Origin of the sequence: Peribacillus kribbensis DSM 17871 (genome assembly GCF_000430765.1) — a bacterium.
Lineage (GTDB): Bacteria > Bacillota > Bacilli > Bacillales > DSM-1321 > Paraperibacillus > Paraperibacillus kribbensis.
Genome location: NZ_AUMQ01000030.1, coordinates 118,129 through 136,596 on the forward strand (window position 1 = coordinate 118,129; position 18,468 = coordinate 136,596).

At 45.1% G+C, this 18,468-nt stretch carries 17 protein-coding genes; 12 read left to right on the plus strand and 5 right to left on the minus strand.

The genetic code is table 11. The annotated features are described in order from the left end of the window. Window positions 1-24: 24 nt before the first annotated feature. Window positions 25-711, minus strand: a complete 687-nt coding sequence (locus H539_RS27775) for a DUF421 domain-containing protein (RefSeq protein WP_035321945.1) — start codon at window positions 709-711, stop codon at window positions 25-27. Window positions 712-899: 188 nt separating this feature from the next. Between H539_RS27775 and fumC the strand changes: the two genes are divergently transcribed. Both fumC and H539_RS0105090 read left to right on the plus strand, forming a co-directional pair. Beyond that, window positions 900-2,285: a class II fumarate hydratase gene (fumC, locus tag H539_RS0105085; RefSeq protein WP_026692632.1), complete on the plus strand. Its 1,386-nt coding sequence runs from the start codon at window positions 900-902 to the stop codon at window positions 2,283-2,285. Between the two features lie 201 nt (window positions 2,286-2,486). After that, complete coding sequence (locus H539_RS0105090) at window positions 2,487-2,729, plus strand: hypothetical protein (protein ID WP_026692633.1); 243 nt, start codon at window positions 2,487-2,489, stop codon at window positions 2,727-2,729. A 51-nt stretch (window positions 2,730-2,780) separates the two neighbouring features. On the opposite strand, the gene H539_RS0105095 is transcribed toward H539_RS0105090, so the two are convergent. The 3 genes from H539_RS0105095 to H539_RS0105105 all read right to left on the minus strand — a co-directional run bounded on the left by H539_RS0105095 (window position 2,781) and on the right by H539_RS0105105 (window position 5,205). Further along, entirely contained in the window at window positions 2,781-3,902 is a 1,122-nt protein-coding gene (locus H539_RS0105095; RefSeq protein WP_026692634.1) for an ABC transporter ATP-binding protein, read from the minus strand. A gap of 158 nt (window positions 3,903-4,060) precedes the next feature. Beyond that, on the minus strand, window positions 4,061-4,972 hold the full coding sequence (locus tag H539_RS0105100; protein ID WP_026692635.1) for a PucR family transcriptional regulator: 912 nt from the start codon (window positions 4,970-4,972) through the stop codon (window positions 4,061-4,063). Between the two features lie 23 nt (window positions 4,973-4,995). After that, window positions 4,996-5,205, minus strand: a complete 210-nt coding sequence (locus tag H539_RS0105105; protein ID WP_026692636.1) for a DUF5342 family protein — start codon at window positions 5,203-5,205, stop codon at window positions 4,996-4,998. Window positions 5,206-5,417: 212 nt separating this feature from the next. On the opposite strand from H539_RS0105105, the gene H539_RS0105110 reads away from it, so the two are divergent. From H539_RS0105110 to H539_RS0105135, 4 genes are all read left to right on the plus strand, one after another. Next, the gene (locus tag H539_RS0105110; RefSeq protein WP_026692637.1) at window positions 5,418-5,771 is read left to right on the plus strand and encodes a YlbF/YmcA family competence regulator; all 354 of its coding nucleotides are present in this window, start codon (window positions 5,418-5,420) and stop codon (window positions 5,769-5,771) included. Window positions 5,772-6,367: 596 nt separating this feature from the next. Then, window positions 6,368-7,240 carry a Cof-type HAD-IIB family hydrolase gene (locus tag H539_RS0105125; protein WP_026692639.1) on the plus strand — a complete coding sequence of 291 codons (873 nt, stop codon included), beginning with the start codon at window positions 6,368-6,370 and terminating at the stop codon, window positions 7,238-7,240. A 256-nt stretch (window positions 7,241-7,496) separates the two neighbouring features. Next, complete coding sequence (locus H539_RS0105130; protein WP_026692640.1) at window positions 7,497-9,002, plus strand: coproporphyrinogen III oxidase; 1,506 nt, start codon at window positions 7,497-7,499, stop codon at window positions 9,000-9,002. Between the two features lie 283 nt (window positions 9,003-9,285). Continuing rightward, window positions 9,286-10,080, plus strand: a complete 795-nt coding sequence (locus H539_RS0105135; RefSeq protein ID WP_026692641.1) for an enoyl-CoA hydratase — start codon at window positions 9,286-9,288, stop codon at window positions 10,078-10,080. A 117-nt stretch (window positions 10,081-10,197) separates the two neighbouring features. Here H539_RS0105135 and H539_RS0105140 read toward each other — a convergent pair whose 3' ends face one another. Then, window positions 10,198-10,383, minus strand: coding sequence for a YhzD family protein (locus tag H539_RS0105140; RefSeq protein WP_026692642.1), 186 nt, complete (start codon window positions 10,381-10,383; stop codon window positions 10,198-10,200). Window positions 10,384-10,653: 270 nt separating this feature from the next. Between H539_RS0105140 and H539_RS0105145 the strand changes: the two genes are divergently transcribed. From H539_RS0105145 to H539_RS0105170, 6 genes are all read left to right on the plus strand, one after another. After that, a complete protein-coding gene (locus H539_RS0105145; protein ID WP_026692643.1) occupies window positions 10,654-11,553 on the plus strand; it encodes an ABC transporter ATP-binding protein in 900 nt (299 codons plus the stop codon). Continuing rightward, the gene (locus H539_RS0105150) at window positions 11,546-12,787 is read left to right on the plus strand and encodes an ABC transporter permease (protein WP_026692644.1); all 1,242 of its coding nucleotides are present in this window, start codon (window positions 11,546-11,548) and stop codon (window positions 12,785-12,787) included. The genes H539_RS0105145 and H539_RS0105150 overlap by 8 nt, the downstream gene beginning before the upstream one ends. 100 nt (window positions 12,788-12,887) lie before the next feature. Beyond that, a complete protein-coding gene (locus tag H539_RS0105155) occupies window positions 12,888-14,096 on the plus strand; it encodes a metallophosphoesterase family protein (RefSeq protein ID WP_026692645.1) in 1,209 nt (402 codons plus the stop codon). Further along, window positions 14,093-17,098, plus strand: coding sequence for an AAA family ATPase (locus tag H539_RS0105160; protein WP_026692646.1), 3,006 nt, complete (start codon window positions 14,093-14,095; stop codon window positions 17,096-17,098). Before H539_RS0105155 ends, H539_RS0105160 begins: the two co-directional genes overlap by 4 nt. Window positions 17,099-17,186: 88 nt before the next feature. Beyond that, on the plus strand, window positions 17,187-18,131 hold the full coding sequence (gene yhaM / locus H539_RS0105165) for a 3'-5' exoribonuclease YhaM (RefSeq protein WP_026692647.1): 945 nt from the start codon (window positions 17,187-17,189) through the stop codon (window positions 18,129-18,131). 85 nt (window positions 18,132-18,216) lie between these two features. Further along, the gene (locus H539_RS0105170) at window positions 18,217-18,435 is read left to right on the plus strand and encodes a sporulation YhaL family protein (protein WP_026692648.1); all 219 of its coding nucleotides are present in this window, start codon (window positions 18,217-18,219) and stop codon (window positions 18,433-18,435) included. Window positions 18,436-18,468 lie beyond the last annotated feature (33 nt).

Genomic DNA, 18,468 nt, shown 5'->3' on the forward strand with positions numbered 1-18,468 from the left:
CAGTTTTTTGTTTATGCCATGCTGCTATTTCTTCTTCCCGGCGGGTGCCTCTTGGTCATTCATATAGTCCACATAAAGCCGCCCTCTCTCATCTATTTCAGCATAAAATACCTCTGACAGCCTTCTGACTCCATTTCTGATTAGAATCTGGTGAAACCCCTCGCTGCTAAGATTGAGCTTTCCTACATTCGTTTTATTTATCTCACCATTTGATATGACCTCTGTGGCAGGGGCAGTCAGGGAGGAATGAATTCTTTTTGGCTTTTCCTTCTTTAAGACTGACAGATTTCCATCCGTTTCGAATACAGCGAAATTTACTTCCTCCAATGAAAATATCCCTTTTTCCCTTAAGAGAGCATTCAGAGCATTAACGTCAAGCCTTGTTTTATTCAAAGCATGTTCCATGATCTTTCCACCCTTGATCAGGATAACAGGCTCTCCTTCAATCAATTGGCGGGCCCGTTTGGATTTGATATCGGCAAACTCCATGCCAAATGTAAAGATGGACCAGCCAGCCAGGGCAATGATTCCATGAATGACAGGAAGATGCTTGTTGAAAACAAGATTTGCCGAAATTGCGCCCATCGTGATAGCTGAAACAAAATTAAAAAAATTCATTTGAGATATTTCCTGCCTGCCTAAAAGCCTCACAAGGCAAAGGATGACTAAAAAAGAAATAGGTATCCTGATCAGCAATTCCAGAAGGCTCATGCTGAATTTCTCCTTTATATATGATCTGTGCAAGTACTTAGTATGCCTGTTCGGGCGGGGAATAACCGGGAAAGGGGGGGGGCAGGCTGCATTTCCCAAGCTGAATTTCTGGAATGTTCGCTAAATTTTGAGTTATAACAGCTATATAAGGGAAAAGAATAATGATTTAAATTAGGAGGGGAAGAAAGATGGAATATCGGATTGAGCGGGATACAATGGGAGAAGTGAAGGTGCCGGCGGATAAATTTTGGGCAGCGCAGACGGAGAGGAGCCGGAATAATTTTAAAATCGGCCAGGAGAAAATGCCTCTTGCCCTGATTCACGCATTTGCGGGTTTGAAGAAGGCAGCTGCCAATGTAAACCATTCGCTGGGAACCTTGAGCGAGGAAAAAAAGGATGCCATTGAAACCGTATGCAATGATATTATGCAGGGAAAGTATGATGATCATTTTCCTCTTTCTGTCTGGCAGACAGGGAGCGGCACACAGAGCAATATGAATGTAAATGAAGTGGTGGCAAATCGGGCCAATGCCCTGCTGGAGCAGGAGGGAAGCGGGGAAAAGGTACATCCGAATGATGATGTGAATATGTCCCAAAGCTCTAATGATTCGTTTCCTACCGCCATGCATATCGCTGCATACCTTGCTGTACAGAAAAACCTGATTCCCCAGGTTGATACTCTTACAGAAACCCTTAAAGCAAAGGAGAGGGAATATGAAAACCTGCTGAAAATAGGAAGGACCCATCTGCAGGATGCGACCCCTTTGACACTCGGCCAGGAAATAAGTGGATGGAGAGCCATGCTTGAAAGGTGCAAACTCATGATTCAGGAAAGCAGCCGTCATCTTTTAAATCTAGCCATTGGAGGAACCGCAGTAGGGACAGGAATAAACGCCCATCCGGATTTTGGCAGTAAGACGGCAGCATTTATTGCAGAGGAAACGGGCTATCCTTTCCAGGCAAGCACAAACACCTTCCATGCGTTAACAAGCCATGATGAGCTGGCTCATGCCCACGGTGCCTTGAAAGCACTTGCGGCAGACATGATGAAGATTGCCAATGATGTACGCTGGCTGGCAAGCGGTCCCCGCACAGGAATCGGGGAACTGGTGATTCCTGCCAACGAACCGGGAAGCTCCATTATGCCGGGAAAAGTAAACCCGACCCAAAGTGAAGCTGTTACAATGATTGCCGTTCAGATATTCGGGAATGATGCTACGATCTCTTTTGCAGCAAGCCAGGGAAACTTTGAACTGAATGTATTCAAGCCGGTCATCATTTATAATTTCCTTCAATCGGTGCAGCTGCTGGCAGATGGAATAAAATCCTTCCACGACAACTGTATGGAAGGACTGGAAGCCAATCAGGAGAAAATCAAAGAGAATGTACAGCGTTCATTAATGCTGGTGACAGCCCTCAATCCTTATATCGGCTATGAAAAGGCTGCTGAAATTGCAAAATATGCGTATAAAGAGAATTTGACGCTGAAAGAGGCGGCGCTGCATCTGAAGTATGTAACAGAGGAACAGTTCGATGAATGGGTGAACCCTGAAAAGATGGTATCCAAAAAATAGGGCTGGGCTTGCTGGATTTAAACCAGCTCTGCAGAAAAAGTGGGTTTTCCTGCCGCCAATCTCGGCTAAGCCCAATGATGGAAGCAGTACCTAGTATTCTCCCTGCATCTGAATATATACGGATCTCTCTATAATTCCGCACGCATAGGGCCATACTATACAGGGATATGTAAAAAAGCGGCGGAGGGGGGAGGAAGCACGATGGCGATGTGCCCTTATTGCAACGGATTTGAAAAGCTGGAAAAGATATGCACGGTTTGCGGAACGATTATGGAGGATTCGGGAAAAGTATCTGATTTTCTGGATCCTTATGGACATTATAACGATGAAGAAACGGTCAAGCTCGGCGACGGGTTTCCCCGCACAGCGGAGGATGATATCTGTCCCCATCTTGTGTCTTGTCCGGAATGCGGCCATGATCAGGTGGTCTTTGTTCAAGAATAGCCGAACCCATGAAAAAAGAGCCGATCCATCGATCGGCTCTTTGCTTTTAAATTAAACCGTAACCGGCTGGCGCTCAGGACGGATCCGTGATTCAGAATCCTTATCAAAGAAGTGAACCTTGTTCATATCAAGAGCAAGTTCAAGTCTGTCTCCTGCTTTTACGATTGTACGGGCATCCACACGGGCAACGAAATCCTGGCCTCCAATTTGAGAATACAGCATGAATTCAGCACCCATAAGCTCGGCCACTTCGATGTGTGCAGAGATTACTGTATCACTTGAAGACTCGATGAATACAGGCTCATCATGAAGATCTTCAGGGCGGATTCCAAGGATGATTTCCTTCCCTTCATAACCTTGTTCACGAAGAGTCTTATATTTTCCTTCAGGAACACGGATGGCAAGATCTCCAATCAGGAATTTTCCGTCCTTAAGAGTTCCGTTCAGGAAGTTCATGGCAGGTGATCCGATAAATCCTCCAACAAATACGTTTTCAGGATTTTCGTATACTTCTTTTGGAGAACCTACCTGCTGGATCAGACCATCCTTCATGACTACGAGCCTGGTAGCCATTGTCATAGCTTCCGTCTGGTCATGTGTTACGTAAATCGTAGTGGTTTCCAGTCTTTTGTGAAGCTTGGCGATTTCGGCACGCATCTGTACACGAAGCTTGGCGTCAAGGTTTGATAAAGGCTCATCCATCAAGAATACCTTTGCGTCACGTACGATTGCCCTTCCGAGAGCAACACGCTGGCGCTGTCCGCCTGAAAGAGCTTTAGGCTTGCGGTCCAGGTAAGCATCAAGGCCAAGGATTCTGGAAGCATCTTTTACACGGCGGTCAATTTCGTCTTTTGGCATCTTTCTCAGCTTTAAGCCGAAAGCCATATTATCATACACAGACATGTGAGGATACAATGCATAGTTTTGGAAAACCATTGCGATGTCGCGGTCTTTTGGAGGAACATCGTTTACAAGTCTTCCATCGATATAGAATTCGCCTTTTGAAATTTCTTCAAGGCCGGCGATCATTCGAAGAGTCGTAGATTTACCGCAGCCTGAAGGACCAACGAATACGATAAATTCTTTATCCTGGATGTGAAGATTGAAATCGGATACTGCTGTCACTTTATTGTCATAAATTTTGTAAATATGATCGAGTTTTAATTCAGCCATGTTCAGTTCCCCCTGTATTATGTATTCCTTAATTACTTACATTGTACGGAAAAAGCGGCTGCTGGAATATGTCCACTCTGCACAAAAAGAACAGTCACTCTTTATGCAGGGTGCCCAGTTTGAAATAAAAGTTGATTTTAAGCAAGATGGGGCTCTGTCTAACGGCTAATCCTGGATAAAGAGACGGCAATCAGCAGATACACAGTGAGAGCATCCTCAAATGTCCTGATATCCAGTCCTGTTTTTTCTATGAATTTATCAATCCTGTATTGAAGGCTGTTTCTGTGCATAAATAGTTTCTTCGCGGCCAGGCTCGCATTTGAGCTGCACTCGATATAGGTTTTAATCGTGGAGATCAGTTCTTCATCTTTAAGGGTTTCTCCAAGCAGATGTTCAGCCAGCCGTGAAAGGGATGCATCATCAAGACCGGTGGACATCAAGAATGGAAAGACGCTTGAGACGGTCTGAAGCTTATGGGAGGGTGAATACCGTTCTCCAATTGCCCTGCAATGGTTCATGAAGGCATAGGCCTCCGGCAGGCAGTTATCGATTTCATAAAAAGAAGAAATAAACAGCTTCAATCGGATGAAAAAGTCACTTTCGATTGCCGAGAGCACCGGTTCCATTTCATTCTTTTTTAAATGCTCGGCAGACAGCGGCTCAATGAGCACACCCTCAGTGTTTGAATTCCAGAGTACGATAGACGTCCTTTGGAAAAGAGTCCAAAACGCTTCCTCGGCCTCCCTGCGCGCCGGATTGCCTCCCTGGATAGAGAAGAAAGCAAACCGGACATATGTCCAGGAAGTCAGCGGCAGCTGTTCCTGGCCTTCAGGGGAAGTGAGGAATTTTCTCCATTGATCTTTTTCCGAAAGAGAGCCAAAGTTTTGCTCAGGTTTAGGATCCAGGGGAAATAGAGCTGTCAGGAGAGCGGCTTCTTTTTCTGAGATGATGTCTTTTGGGATTCCGAGAATCTTGCCCTCGGTTTGGATATAAAGGTTGTCAGAGGATGGTGGCTGTTCAGGGCTGTGTATAAAAGAACCCTGAAATGTCTGTTTAAGTTTGTCTAGCATTCTTTTTTCAGCCCCTTTTCATTTTATTCATATACATGATAGAGCATGAGCTCGTGGATATAGCTTTCAATATTGGCCTTTTTCTCTGGATGAGGCGGCTCGGTCAGCCATTCAATCTCTCCGCTCGCATGATACATTCCTGTATACAATTTCTGTTTATAATAAAAGGAAATCTTCCAGCCGGGGAGCTGGGAATTGCTGAATAATCGCTCGTGCGTAAAATGTGTTATCATGTCGATCCCTCCTGCTTAAGTATAATCCATTTCTTCCCTGGCAGTCCATTGCTCCCAAGAAGGAGCAGGATATAAATTTGCAAATCATGAACGCCTCATGATACCTTATTTAGGATTGGAACTTTGCCAATATAAAAAAGTGATAATAGAATATAACCGCTTGGAGTATATTCAGGTATGAGCTGTTTTAGGAAGACGAAGGAGGATTATAAATGAGTAATTTATACGATGCTGCTTATGAGTTAGAGAGGACGATCCGCCAGAGCGCAGAATATAACGAATTAAAGAGGCGTTTTGCAGAAGTGAATGCCGATCCGGCTGCGAAAGGCATGTTTGAAAATTTCCGTCAGGTACAGATGACCATCCAGCAGAAGCAGATGATGGGCCAGGATATTTCCCCGGATGAAATCCAGCAGGCTCAAAAAACAGTCGCCCTTGTCCAGCAGAACCCAAAAATTTCGGGTTTGATGGAAGCGGAGCAGCGGATGAGCATGATCATCGCAGAACTGAATAAGATTGTATTAAAACCGCTTGATGAAATATACGGCAGCCCTCAGCAGGGATAATGAAAGCTCTCAGGAATTTTCCTGAGGGTTTTTATTTTTTGGCTGTTTTCGCAAACTTTGTGGCTTGGAACAAGGTGGTTGATTTCCTCTCCAGGATGCTCGCTTTCCGCGGGGCGGGCGGTGAGCCTCCTCAAGCCTGCGCCTGCGGGGTCTCACCTGTCCCCCTAATCCCGCATAGAAAAGCGGAAAGCGGTGCCTGCTAAATATGACAATATTAAGGGCTCAATGTTCATCTATATTAAAATAAGCAGTGAACCTCTTGGCAGGCAGAGACCCGATAAAGAAGACAGAAGCTTAGTCGCACTTATGCTTTAGTGCAAGCATAAGACGAGCCGGCTGTGGGGAGTGTTTTTCTTCCCATAGACGGATTGGCTTATGACTAGAGGGGCTAAAGCCTTGGAGCTGGATCAGGAGCCTCGCACCTTCCGCTCCAATCAACCTGTTTTTTTACAAAAGGAAGCTTCGTTCAAGATCCGCCTTCCTCTCCATCAATCTGGATGAATGCAGAAAACCTTCCCCGGGATACAGGAGGAAGTTCTACCGCAAGGAATTTCTTCATAAAAATTTATTAGACACAACAGATGGGGGAGATCATCATGGTGTATCGCATGTTAGCCGTTAACATAGATGGAACACTGCTTCATTCTAATGGACGCCTTCATAAGGTGACCAGGGAGGCAGTGGAATATGTACATCAGAAGGGTGTCTATGTAACGTTAGTCACATCCCGGAACTTTGCTTCGGCTAAAAAGGTGGCTAAAGGATTGAAGGTTAAGCCGCTGCTCGTGGCCCATCAGGGAGCTTATGTAGGAACGCCGGATAAACCAATCCTTCTTAAAAGAATATCCGAGGAAGTTACCTTGGAGCTTGTTAAAATGCTTGAAGCTTCTTCCAGTCAAATCAGGCTGTATCACGAGAAATATATGGTCGGAAACAGGGTGAACCTGCCTGAAAATTTAATTGGCCGTTCGACCTTTTCTAAAAACGAGCCTTATTTTTATTCACATCAATATGTAGATGTATTAAGCGAAACCCTTGAATCCCACCCGGCAGCCCCTCCTAAAATCGATGTGGTCTGTGACAGAGCCAAGGTGGCCGAGGACTTGATGGCAGCGATTGAAGGCATGTATCATGAAGTGGATACTGTCAAAATTCAGGAAAACAAATTTTCAGTGGTCCCAGCAGGAATTTCGAAATGGAATGGCATTGCCTATCTTGCGGAATACCTTGGGATCAGGAAGAATGAAATAGCAGTCATTGGGGACGCAGAGGATGACATCGAAATGATTGAACGGGCCGGCCTTGGAGTGGCAATGGGGAATGCGCCGGCAAAAGTGAAGGAAGCCGCAGCATGGGCTACGAGGACCAATGACCAGCTGGGTGTTGCCTATACGCTGAAAGAAGTTTTCCGGAAACAGCAGAATATTGAACCGGCAGCAGAAACAAGCAAGATTATGCTGAAAAAATGACTTATATAAAAATAAGCGAAAAGGCTGCCATATCACTGTGATCTCCCGGAACTGTACTGCCCGGAGGATCAGAGATGGAGGCAGCCTTCGATTTTTCTTTTGGCAGAAAGGGGAATCATGGTCAAAATCCACCTGGAGGTTGACCTGGAAAATGCATTTATGTACACTTATTACAGCCTTTGGCAGGGGTTTTTTCTCTTATGAAAACATGTGCAGAAGAATACCCTGGGCAATTCCTATAGATCAGGTGATTAATGTGCAAATTCATATAAAAGGTATTGAAGATGAAAGGCTGATCAGGCCGCTTACCAATATCACGAATTTATTTTTTGAAGAATCTTCCCTTTCTTTTACTGCAAGGGAGGAGGACCGCTTTACAGTTGATTTTACCATCAAGACAGACGATGTTATATCTGCTGAAGCTGTCCTGACCAGCCTGGAAGAGAGCAGGCAGTGGACCTCCTTTATTGAGCAGGAAGCTCTACCGGAAAATGAACTCCACAAACAGATTAAAGAAGCTGTATCAAAAGCCTATCTCCAAGTGCTCCAGGAAGAGGAGGGGATCATCCAGAAATGGGGGATCCTGACTGGAATCCGGCCGACAAAGCTCCTTCATAAGAAAATGAGAGAAGGAGGCGGCATCGAAGAGATGCACAAGTTTCTGCAGGACCAATATTTCATCTCTCCAGAAAAGATCCAGCTGATGCAGAAAATTGTGGATACTCAGCTGAAGGCCGTGCCGGATTTATACAGTCTTGGAAAAGAGGTCAGCATTTATATCGGCATCCCATTCTGTCCTACGAAATGCGCGTACTGCACATTCCCGGCATATGCCATCAACGGACGCCAGGGGTCTGTGGATTCCTTTTTGGGCGGCCTCCATTATGAAATGAAGGCAATGGGAAAATGGCTGAAGGAAAATGGGATCCGCATCACTACTGTATACTTCGGTGGAGGGACTCCAACGAGCATAACAGCGGAAGAAATGGATATGCTTTATGAGGAAATGTACGAGTCTTTTCCTGATGTGAAAAATATCAGGGAAATTACGGTTGAAGCCGGACGGCCAGATACGATTACACCAGAAAAGCTGGAAGTCCTTACTAAATGGAATATCGATCGGATCAGTATCAATCCTCAATCTTATATCCCGCAGACATTGAAAGCCATCGGCAGGCATCATACGGTAGAAGAAACCATTGAAAAATTCAAGCTGGCCAGAGAAATGGAAATGAAAAACATCAACATGGACCTCATCATAGGGCTTCCCGGAGAAGGAACCAAGGAATTCCAATATACACTCGATGAGACAGAAAAGCTGATGCCGGAGTCTCTTACCGTCCATACGCTATCCTTTAAGCGTGCTTCGGAGATGACCCGCAATAAGCAAAAATATCAGGTGGCCGGACGGACAGAAGCAGAGGAAATGATGAAGATGGCAGAGAATTGGACAGCCTCCCACGGCTATACTCCTTATTATCTGTACAGGCAGAAAAATATCCTCGGAAACCTCGAGAATGTCGGCTATTCCATGCCTGGCCAGGAAAGCATCTATAATATCATGATCATGGAAGAAATGCAGACCATCATCGGGATCGGCTGCGGGGCGGCGAGTAAGTTCATCCACCCTGAAACGGGGAAGATCACGCAGTTTGCCAATCCAAAAGACCCGAAGTCCTATAACGACAGCTTTGAAAAATATACAGCGGACAAGATCAGATTATTGGAAGAAACCTTCTCTATTACTAACACACTCATTTAAAAAACGTCAGAGCCTTTCAGACTTTTAGACATGCCCGGCAGGAATCGGGTTTGTCTATAGTCTTTTTTTGGCTTTTTTCTAAAAAAATGCTGCTTTCTAGGATGATTCCATTATAAAAACAGGTGATTGAAGCGGAAGGTGGAGACTCCTCGATTCCTCTCCAAAGCAGTAAGTTTGCGAATTTTTAAAATATGACAAATTTCTTAACTTTTTGGAATACTTTCATTGAATCGAAGAATGAGGTGTATAATTGAGATATAAATGCATAAAGGAGGCTTCAATTTTGGAAGCGGATACAGTATCAAAGCAGGAATTAGTGACAGTTTCTTATTCAGGGAGACTGGCAGTAATCGAGCTGAACCGGCCCGATTCTTTAAACGCCTTAAATTTAGATTTATTAAAAGAGCTTCTTGCCTGCCTGAAGGACATTACGGTAGATGAGAAAGTGGATATGGTTGTATTAAAGGGAAGCGGCAGAGGGTTCTGTTCAGGCGGTGATATAAAAGCCATGCTTGAACTAACAGGTGAAGAAGACTTTTTTGCAATGATGGAATGCATAAGCGAGCTTGCCGTAACCTTATATTGTATTCCGAAATTAACATTATGCGCGATCCATGGAGCTGCAGCTGGACTGGGACTGAGCATTGCGCTGGCATGTGACTATATTATTGCCGACACAAACAGTAAGATCGCCATGAATTTTATAGGAATTGGACTGATCCCGGATGGAGGAGGCCACTTCTTCCTTGAGCGCCGGATCGGTGAAGTACATGCAAAGGAATTGATTTGGGAAGGAAGAGTTTTAACGGCAGATGAAGCCGCTGCTAAAAGGCTCATTCATGAAACCGCGGAAAATCTCGAGGAAGCAGTTGACCGCAAGATTGGCGAATGGCGTCAAAAGCCTACCGCAGCGATGATCAAGACCAAAAAAATACTTGCAGAAAATAACCGTCCTTATCTCCTTAAAATGCTGGAGCTGGAGAAATACGGCCAGCTGAAGATGCGGCGTACAAAGGACCATCAGGAAGGCATAGAAGCATTCATACAAAAAAGGAAGCCCGTTTTCATAGGCAGGTAAACCCAAATCCGATGGCCATCCGGCACATCGGATTTTTTTATGTGTACCTTCGCATCCTCTTTCATTTTATCCGCGCTGATTTAGCAGCAGGCAAAGCATACGTCACAACCGTGTATCTTAACGGTGAAACAGCACAAGCTTACCCGCAGGAGAGGTACAGCGGTGTGTTTGATCGAGAAGTCCTTTTTCCTGCAGGAGCTGGGTGCCTTGAGCTTTTGCCTCCTCATCGCCGGCAGCCTGCAGAGTTTCATCCAGAAGTTTTTCTCCTGTTGCATCAAAAGCAGTCAACTTATAAATTTTCATAAAAATCCTCCTCTTCAGACTATTTATTATTATTCTTACATACCATTAATTTAGTTGTAAAGATGAACCTTGGAAGCTGCTCCCGCTTTTTACGGTATGTCATGTATGATAATCCGGGAGTCAAATCTTTCTGAAAAATAATCCTGGTCAGAAATCCTGGATCTCGGGGTGGGTAACTCCCTCAAAAAAGAGTTAATTTCAAAGAAGCATTGAAGTCATTACCATAATCTACTATTATCATAGGAGAATGGAAGGGAAAGGAGCAATGTAATGGTCCTTGAGATTAAGAATGTTTCCAAGGAGTTTGGGAGTTTTACAGCGGTCAATTCGCTGAGCTTCGTCATCCCTGAAAATGAGATGTTTGGTTTTTTGGGAGGCAATGGAGCGGGCAAAACGACGACCTTTCGAATGATTCTGGGGCTGCTTGAACCTACCAGGGGGGAGATCCACTGGAATGGAGAGAAAATCGATTATTCCAAGAGTTCGAAAATCGGCTATCTCCCGGAAGAGAGGGGGCTTTATCCAAAGCTGAAGGTGAAAGATCAGATTGTCTATCTTGCCAGATTGAGAGGCATGGATAAGGCGGCGGCCCTGAGGGAGCTTGAGTACTGGCTGGATCGATTCAAGGTACCGGAATATCTCAATAAGAAAGTGGAAGAACTGTCCAAAGGGAATCAGCAGAAGATCCAGGTCATTGCAGCGATTATACATAAACCAGAGCTTTTAATTCTGGATGAACCATTCAGCGGTCTGGATCCGGTGAATGTGGAGCTCCTTAAGGACGCTGTCATGGAATTAAAGGCAAAAGGAACGACGATTGTATTTTCAAGCCATAGAATGGAGCACGTGGAGGAGCTGTGTGAGAATCTGTGCATCATGCATAAGGGCAGCCCTGTTGTTCATGGGGCTTTAAAGGAAATCAAGCGCTCTTTCGGCAAAAAAAATCTATCGATCCATGCGGACTTTGATTTATCTTTCCTGAAGGATTTTCCAGGTGTGGTCAAGGCGAAGCCTGTGACTGAAGGTGTGATTCTCCAGATTACGGGAGAAGAGGCAGCGGAGGGCATATTAAAGGATATTGTGAAAAAGGGGTTCATCCGGAAGTTTGAAATCGAGGAGCCTTCCTTGAATGATATATTTATTGAAAAAGTGGGTGCTGCATATGAATAAGTTCTGGATTATCTTTTGGCATACCTACTTAACAAAGGTCAAATCTAAGTCGTTCATTATTTCGACGTTGATCATGCTGCTTTTTGCCTTGGGAGCAACTAATATCACGAAGATCATTAATTTGTTTGAAGGGGACGACAGCAAGGATCAGGTAGCTGCAGTAACTGCGGATCCTGAACAATACCCCTTACTCCAGCAGCAGCTAAACATTTTGAAACCGGATTTTACGCTTATAAAAGCGGAAAGTGAGGAGGCAGCAAAAAAGCTGGAGCAAAAGGGCAAGATTGAAGGATATCTGCTGGTAGAATCTGATGCGGAAGGACTGCCGAAGGGTACCTATAAATCGGAAACGATTTCAGACACCAGCATCAGCTCCCAGCTTCAGTCAGCTCTTCAGCAATCAAAAAGTGTTTTGATTACGAAGAAATTGAATCTTCAGCAAGAACAGGCTGCGGCCCTTTACAAGCCGGTTGATTTTCATGTGGTCCCTCTGAAAAAAGATGCAAAGACAGAGGAAGAGCTTAATCAGGCGAGAGGGTTTGTATACATCATCCTGTTTGTGATTTATATTTCGGTGCTGATGTATGGGAATATGATCGCAATGGAAGTGGCGCAGGAAAAAACGTCACGGGTCATGGAAATACTGGTTTCGAGCGTTTCGCCGGTTCAGCAGATGTTTGCAAAGATCCTCGGAATATCGCTGTTAAGCATAACTCAGCTGGCTTTATTCTTCCTAGTGGGCTATGCTTCTTTCAAAAAAAATCTAGAGTCGATACGTGAGACAGGCATTCCTTTCTTTAATTTTGATCAATTGCCTGTGGCCACCATATTCTACGGAATCTTGTTCGCCATTCTTGGCTATTTCCTTTATGCAACGCTCGCAGCCTTTCTTGGTTCGCTCGTCAGCAGGGTGGAGGATCTGCAGCAGACCATCGGCCCTATGACCTGGCTGGTTGTTATCGGTTTTATGCTAGCCATGTTTGGTTTAGGAAAGCCGGATTTATCCTTTATTACCATCATGTCTTTTATTCCCTTCTTCAGCCCTCTGCTTATGTTCCTCAGAGTGGGGATGCTGGATGTTCCTCTCTGGGAAATCATCCTGAGTATCGTGCTGCTGCTTGCCTCCATTGGAGCCCTTGCTGTATTCGGGGCGAAGGTGTATAAAGGAGGAGTCCTTTTATATAGTAAATCCAGCTCGTTTAAAGATATAAAAAAAGCATTATCGCAAAAATAAAAAGGGTCAGGCCAATTCCCCGGGAATACGGCCTGCCCCTTTTTAATGTGATAAAATAATAGAAATATAGCTCACGGAACAATTGGAAGGGAGCTTTTTTATGGGAGAAATCAAGTTTATACATACAGCAGATTTACATTTAGACAGTCCTTTTACTGGTATTAAAGATATCCCTGATCCTATTATAGGCAGGCTCAGGGAAGCGGCATTCCTGGCCTTTGAGCGGATTGTAACCGCAGCGATCTCACGCCAGGTGGATTTTGTCCTGATCTCGGGCGATATTTATGATGGTGAGAACCGGAGCATACGGGCGCAGGTCAGGTTCAGGAAGGAAATGGAACGGCTTTCTGCCCAACACATACCGGTATATGTGATCCATGGGAATCATGATCATCTGAGCGGGAGCTGGGTCAAATTGGACTTTCCTCCTAATGTCCACATTTACAAAGGAGAACCAGAGGTGAAATTCCTTGAGACGGCTGATGGGGCCAGAGTCCAAATCTATGGCTTCAGCTATCCAGAGAGGCATGTGTTCGAGAGAATGGCAGCCCGTTATACAAAATCCGGGGGAGCCGATTTTCATATCGCCATGCTTCATGGGAATCTTGAAGGCAGTTCAGAGCATGGAAATTACGCACCCTTTACACTGGAAGAGCTTCTTGAGAAAGACATGGACTACTGGGCGCTCGGGCATATCCATAAAAGGCAGGAGCTTTATGACTACCCTGGAATTATCTATCCTGGCAATATCCAGGGCAGGCATAAAAACGAGCAGGGAGATAAAGGCTGTTATTTAATCAAGTTGAGTGAAGGCCATATGGAACGGCATTTTATAGAAACCTCTGATATCATCTGGGAGACGGCGCAGCTTGAAGTAGACGAATTCCAGGGATTTGATGATCTGCTGGATGTATGCAGGGAGCAGGTGATGCTCGCCGGAAGACCGGGTAAGGGAGTCTTTTTGGAAATAAGGATTGAACTAAAAGCAAAGGGACTTGAGACCAGGGAAATCTCCGATGGAATATTGGAAATCCTCCAGGAGGAGTATTTGGATGATGATTTTGTATGGGTGCATTCTCTTAAGATCCAAACCCGGGAAACAGCTGTCTATGAGGAGTCCAACCCTTTTATACAGGAACTGCTGAGCATTTCTAAAGGGGAGGCCTTCGAAATGGAGGCGGCCGCCGCTGCTCTCTTTAAGCACCCGCAGGCTAGGAAGTATCTTGATCTTGACAACATGGCTGCGGACGAAATACTGGACCGTTCCACACGATTAGTACTGGAGCTGCTGAATGGAGGCGCGAAATGAAAATAAAGGAAATTCATATCTACGGCTACGGAAAGCTTGAGAACCGATCCTTTACAGATATTAAGAATCTCCAGGTTTTCTTCGGACAGAATGAGGCCGGTAAGTCCACAATCATGTCGTTTATTCACAGCGTGCTTTTTGGCTTTCCTGCGAAGAACCAGAATAGTGCCAGATATGAACCGAAGCATCATTCCAAGTATGGCGGGAGACTGATTGTCGAAACAGAAGCAGAAGGTCTTGTTTCTATTGAACGGGTCAAAGGAAAAGCGGCCGGTGATGTAACAGTAGCCTTCCAGAATAAAATCGCCGGAGGGGAGGAAAGCCTGAAGGAACTGCTTAAGGGACTGGATAAAAATACCTTCCAATCGATTTACTCATTTGATCTGACCGGACTTCAGGAACTTCAAAAGGTGAATGAAAATGATATTGGCAAGTTCCTGCTTTCAGCCGGGATGATTGGGAACGATACGCTTACATATGCGGAAGGAAAATTACAGAAGGAAATGGATGCCCTGTTTAAGCCCGCCGGATCTAAGCCTGTATTGAATCGGAAGCTGAAGGAGCTGCGGACGCTTCAGGCCGATCTTAACAAAGCCATGGGCATGCAAAAGGAATATGAGCTTCTTTTAGCACAGTCAATCCAAGACAGGGAGCGGCTCCAGAATCTCAGGGATAAAAAACAGGAAGCTGAACAGAGAGTCATAAAGTATCGTGACTACCTAAGGATCAAATCCCTGCTCCATGAACAAGCCGAGCAGGAGAGGGCAGCTGAAGCAGGAAAGATCATCGATTTTCCTGAAGACGGCCTGAACCGGCTGCAGGAACTGGTCAATCTGGAAAATCATTACGGAGCCGAACTTACGGCCCAAAGGGAAAAGCTGAAGGATGTAAGGATGAAACTGGAGCAAATCAAGCCTGACCCCCTTGTTATGGAACAGGAGGCAGAAATAGAACGTGCCCTGGATCATGTCCCCGCCCTTCTTCAGGCTGAGACCATGATCGGCCAAATTCAGGCACAGATCCGCGCAAAGGCGTCCGAAAACGAGCAGCACCTGCAGGAAATAGGCAGTCCCTTATCAGAGGAGGAAATCCTGAGTCTAGACACTGGGACTTTAACAAAAGAACGAATAAGCACCCTGGAAAGGAACCATCAAAAGAGCCTTCATATGAAAGAGCAGCTGGATGAGCGGCTGAAGGAGGACAGAGAAAAACTGGAGGAAACGGAAAAGTCGATTTCCGAACTGGAACATCGGCTGCTTTCACAGGAAGAACGGATAAAGCTTGAACAAATCCGTAAAAGCAGCCAGGATTCCAGCCATGCAGAGGTAAAGAGGGAACTGATTCTGGGCCAGATAGAGAGAGTAAATAAAAGGCTCAAGGAACAGAAAAAGAAAGTCGAGAGACTAAAACGAAAACAGCTTTTTGCACAGGGAGCCAGTGTAATTCTGATGGTTCTCTCTATCGCCTGCCTCCTGTTCTTTAAACAGTATCTTGCCGGTATCCTGGGCGGAATTGCGGCGGGTGCCTTGTTTTTATACCGACCGCTGAAAAATGCGGAAGGTGCAGTGAACGAATTAAAGCAGGAGCTGGCTGAGCTGTCCTCCCAAAAAGAAAAATTGGAGCAGGCTTCCCGGGACAAAGGCTGGGATTTCTCCAAGCAGGCTCTTCTCGATCGGGACATAGAGCTGCAGAGAGCTATCCAGGAGAAAAAGATTAAATATCAGGAACAAGAGCATGCATTCGATAAGGTCATTGACTCCTTTGAAAGATGGGAGGTCGAGTGGAAGGATAATGAACAGAGAATAGCACAGGCATTCCTGGAGCTGCGTTTCCCCCGTGAAACGCATCCGCAATATCTGGGACTCATATTTACTACATTAAAAAAAGTAAAGGATAATTCCCTTGAAATCCGCAGATTAAGCGAACAGATGGAAGAAGAGCTTGAGAAGGCATCTGTCCAAAAGGATAAAATCCTCCGTCTTTCTTCCGGGCTTTCGCTATCAGCTCCGGTATGGAGGGAGGCTGCCTCAGAGTTAAAAACAGTCTTGAAAAGTAACCTCGACCTGGATCGATCCTTTAGACAGCTCCTTGAAAAAGCGGAAGAAGCAGAAATGCAGATTAAAGAAAATGAACAAAAAGTCACCTATGTCAGAAACGAAATATCAGAGCTTTTTCGCGCAGCTGGAGCGGAAGGGGAAGAGGACTTCAGAAGGATTGCCAGGATTTATACAGAAGCAGAAGAAGCCTTAAAATCCTTGAAGAGATTGAAAGGACAGCTGCAAAATTCAGGACTCTCAGACCGTGAAATAGAGGAATATACAACGATCGGTGTGAGTCCCTACCATGTACATGAGCTGGAGGAAAGCAGGAAGCAATGGATACAGGAAGAAGATGGGCTTATTAAGGCGATTGCGGAGGCACAGCTGAAAATAGCCGGAATAGAAGAAGGCGGTACCTACTCGGAGCTCCTGCATGCTTTTTATCAAAAAAGGTCTGAATTCCAGGAGGATGCTAAGAGATGGGCTGAATATGCGGCGGCCAAATCTCTGCTGGACCGGACGGTTGATACGTTTAAAAATGAAAGGCTGCCAAAGATCATAAAGAAAGCGGAAGAGTATTTTTCCTTTCTTACAGAAGGGCAGTATTCATCTCTCCATTTAGGAGGAGGGGCAGGCGGGCTTCAGCTTCAGGACAAGAATGGGACTCTTTTTGAGCCTGGAGAAGTCAGCCGTGGAACCTCTGAGCAGGCCTATGTGTCAATCAGGCTGGCGCTCGCTCTATCAACGGCGGAAGGTGAGCCTTTTCCGATCATTATTGATGACAGCTTCGTAAATTTTGACAGGGAACGGACGCTGCGGATGCTTCAGCTCCTTGAAGGCATAAAGGAGGAGGCTCAAGTAATCTTTTTCACCTGCCACGGTCATCTGCTTGAAACATTTTCTGAAGGAGATGTACACATCCTTAAAAATGATGAAAGACTTCCAGCAAGGTCAAGGGGATAATTGGGATTGACTCCGTTTCTTGCTGCTCCTTAAATCACTATCAATATGGTATACTATGAAATAGCATTTAAATTGAAAGGAGAACGAAATGGAAAAAGGGATTGCCCATTACGGTGTCGGCGAGTCAGTTGATGCCTATATGTTTATAAAAAGCAGCGTTAAGGGAATTGCCAGCAACGGCAAGCCGTTTTTAACGCTGTATCTGTCTGATAAATCCGGTGAAATTGAAGCTAAGCTTTGGGATATCAGCGACGCCGATGAAAAAAATTACAGTGCGGAAAATACGGTGAAGCTGTCGGGGGAAGTTCAGAATTACAGGGGCAGGAGCCAGCTGAAGATCCGTAACATAAGGCTTACAAATGAAAATGATTCTGTGAATATATCAGAATTGATTCCTACGGCGCCGCTAAGCCAGGATGTCATGGCTGATAAAATCACTCAATATATCTTTGAAATGAGAAACCCTAATATCCAAAGAATCACCCGCCATCTATTGAAGAAGCATTATCAGGAATTCCTGACCTATCCGGCGGCAACCAAGAACCATCATGAGTTCATGTCTGGCCTTGCGTATCATGTGGTATCCATGCTCGATCTAGCCAAGGGAATTGCGTCCCTGTATCCTAGCCTGGATAAAGATCTTTTATTTGCAGGAGTGATTCTCCATGATCTTGGGAAGGTGATCGAGCTGTCAGGCCCGATTTCCACTTCCTATACGATCGAGGGGAATCTATTAGGGCATATTACGATCATGGTGAATGAAATTGGTAAGGCAGCCGAAGAACTGGGAATTGAGGGAGAAGAGATCATGGTGCTTCAGCATCTTGTCCTTTCCCATCATGGCAAGGCTGAATGGGGAAGCCCTAAGCCGCCGATGATCAGAGAAGCGGAAATTCTGCATTATATCGATAATCTGGATGCCAAGATCAACATGCTCGACCGGGCACTTGAAAGAGTCAAGCCAGGCGAGTTCAGCGAGCGGGTCTTCGCATTGGAAAACAGGAGTTTTTACAAGCCTTCTTTTCAAAAATAATGGTTTTAAAAATGCTTCTTCTATTATGAAGAAGCATTTTTTTTAAGGAAGCCGCATACATTCAGGATAGATAGGGGACAGCCCGATGGAAAGGGGAGACGATATGCCTGTATGGGTATGGTTTGTTATAGCCGGAATTGCCAGCAGTGCATTTATGACACTTAAAACAGCTTTGGAGGATAAAAGGCTTGAGATGGCCTGGATTGAGGAAGAGGGAATGAAATATATAGAGCGGATGGAGGAAGAAAAGAGAAAGAGGAATGAAGGGGCAGAAGAAGAACCGGATACAAAGCTGATTGTTTAAAAAGCAAAACAAGAGACTAGTAAAGAATGAAAA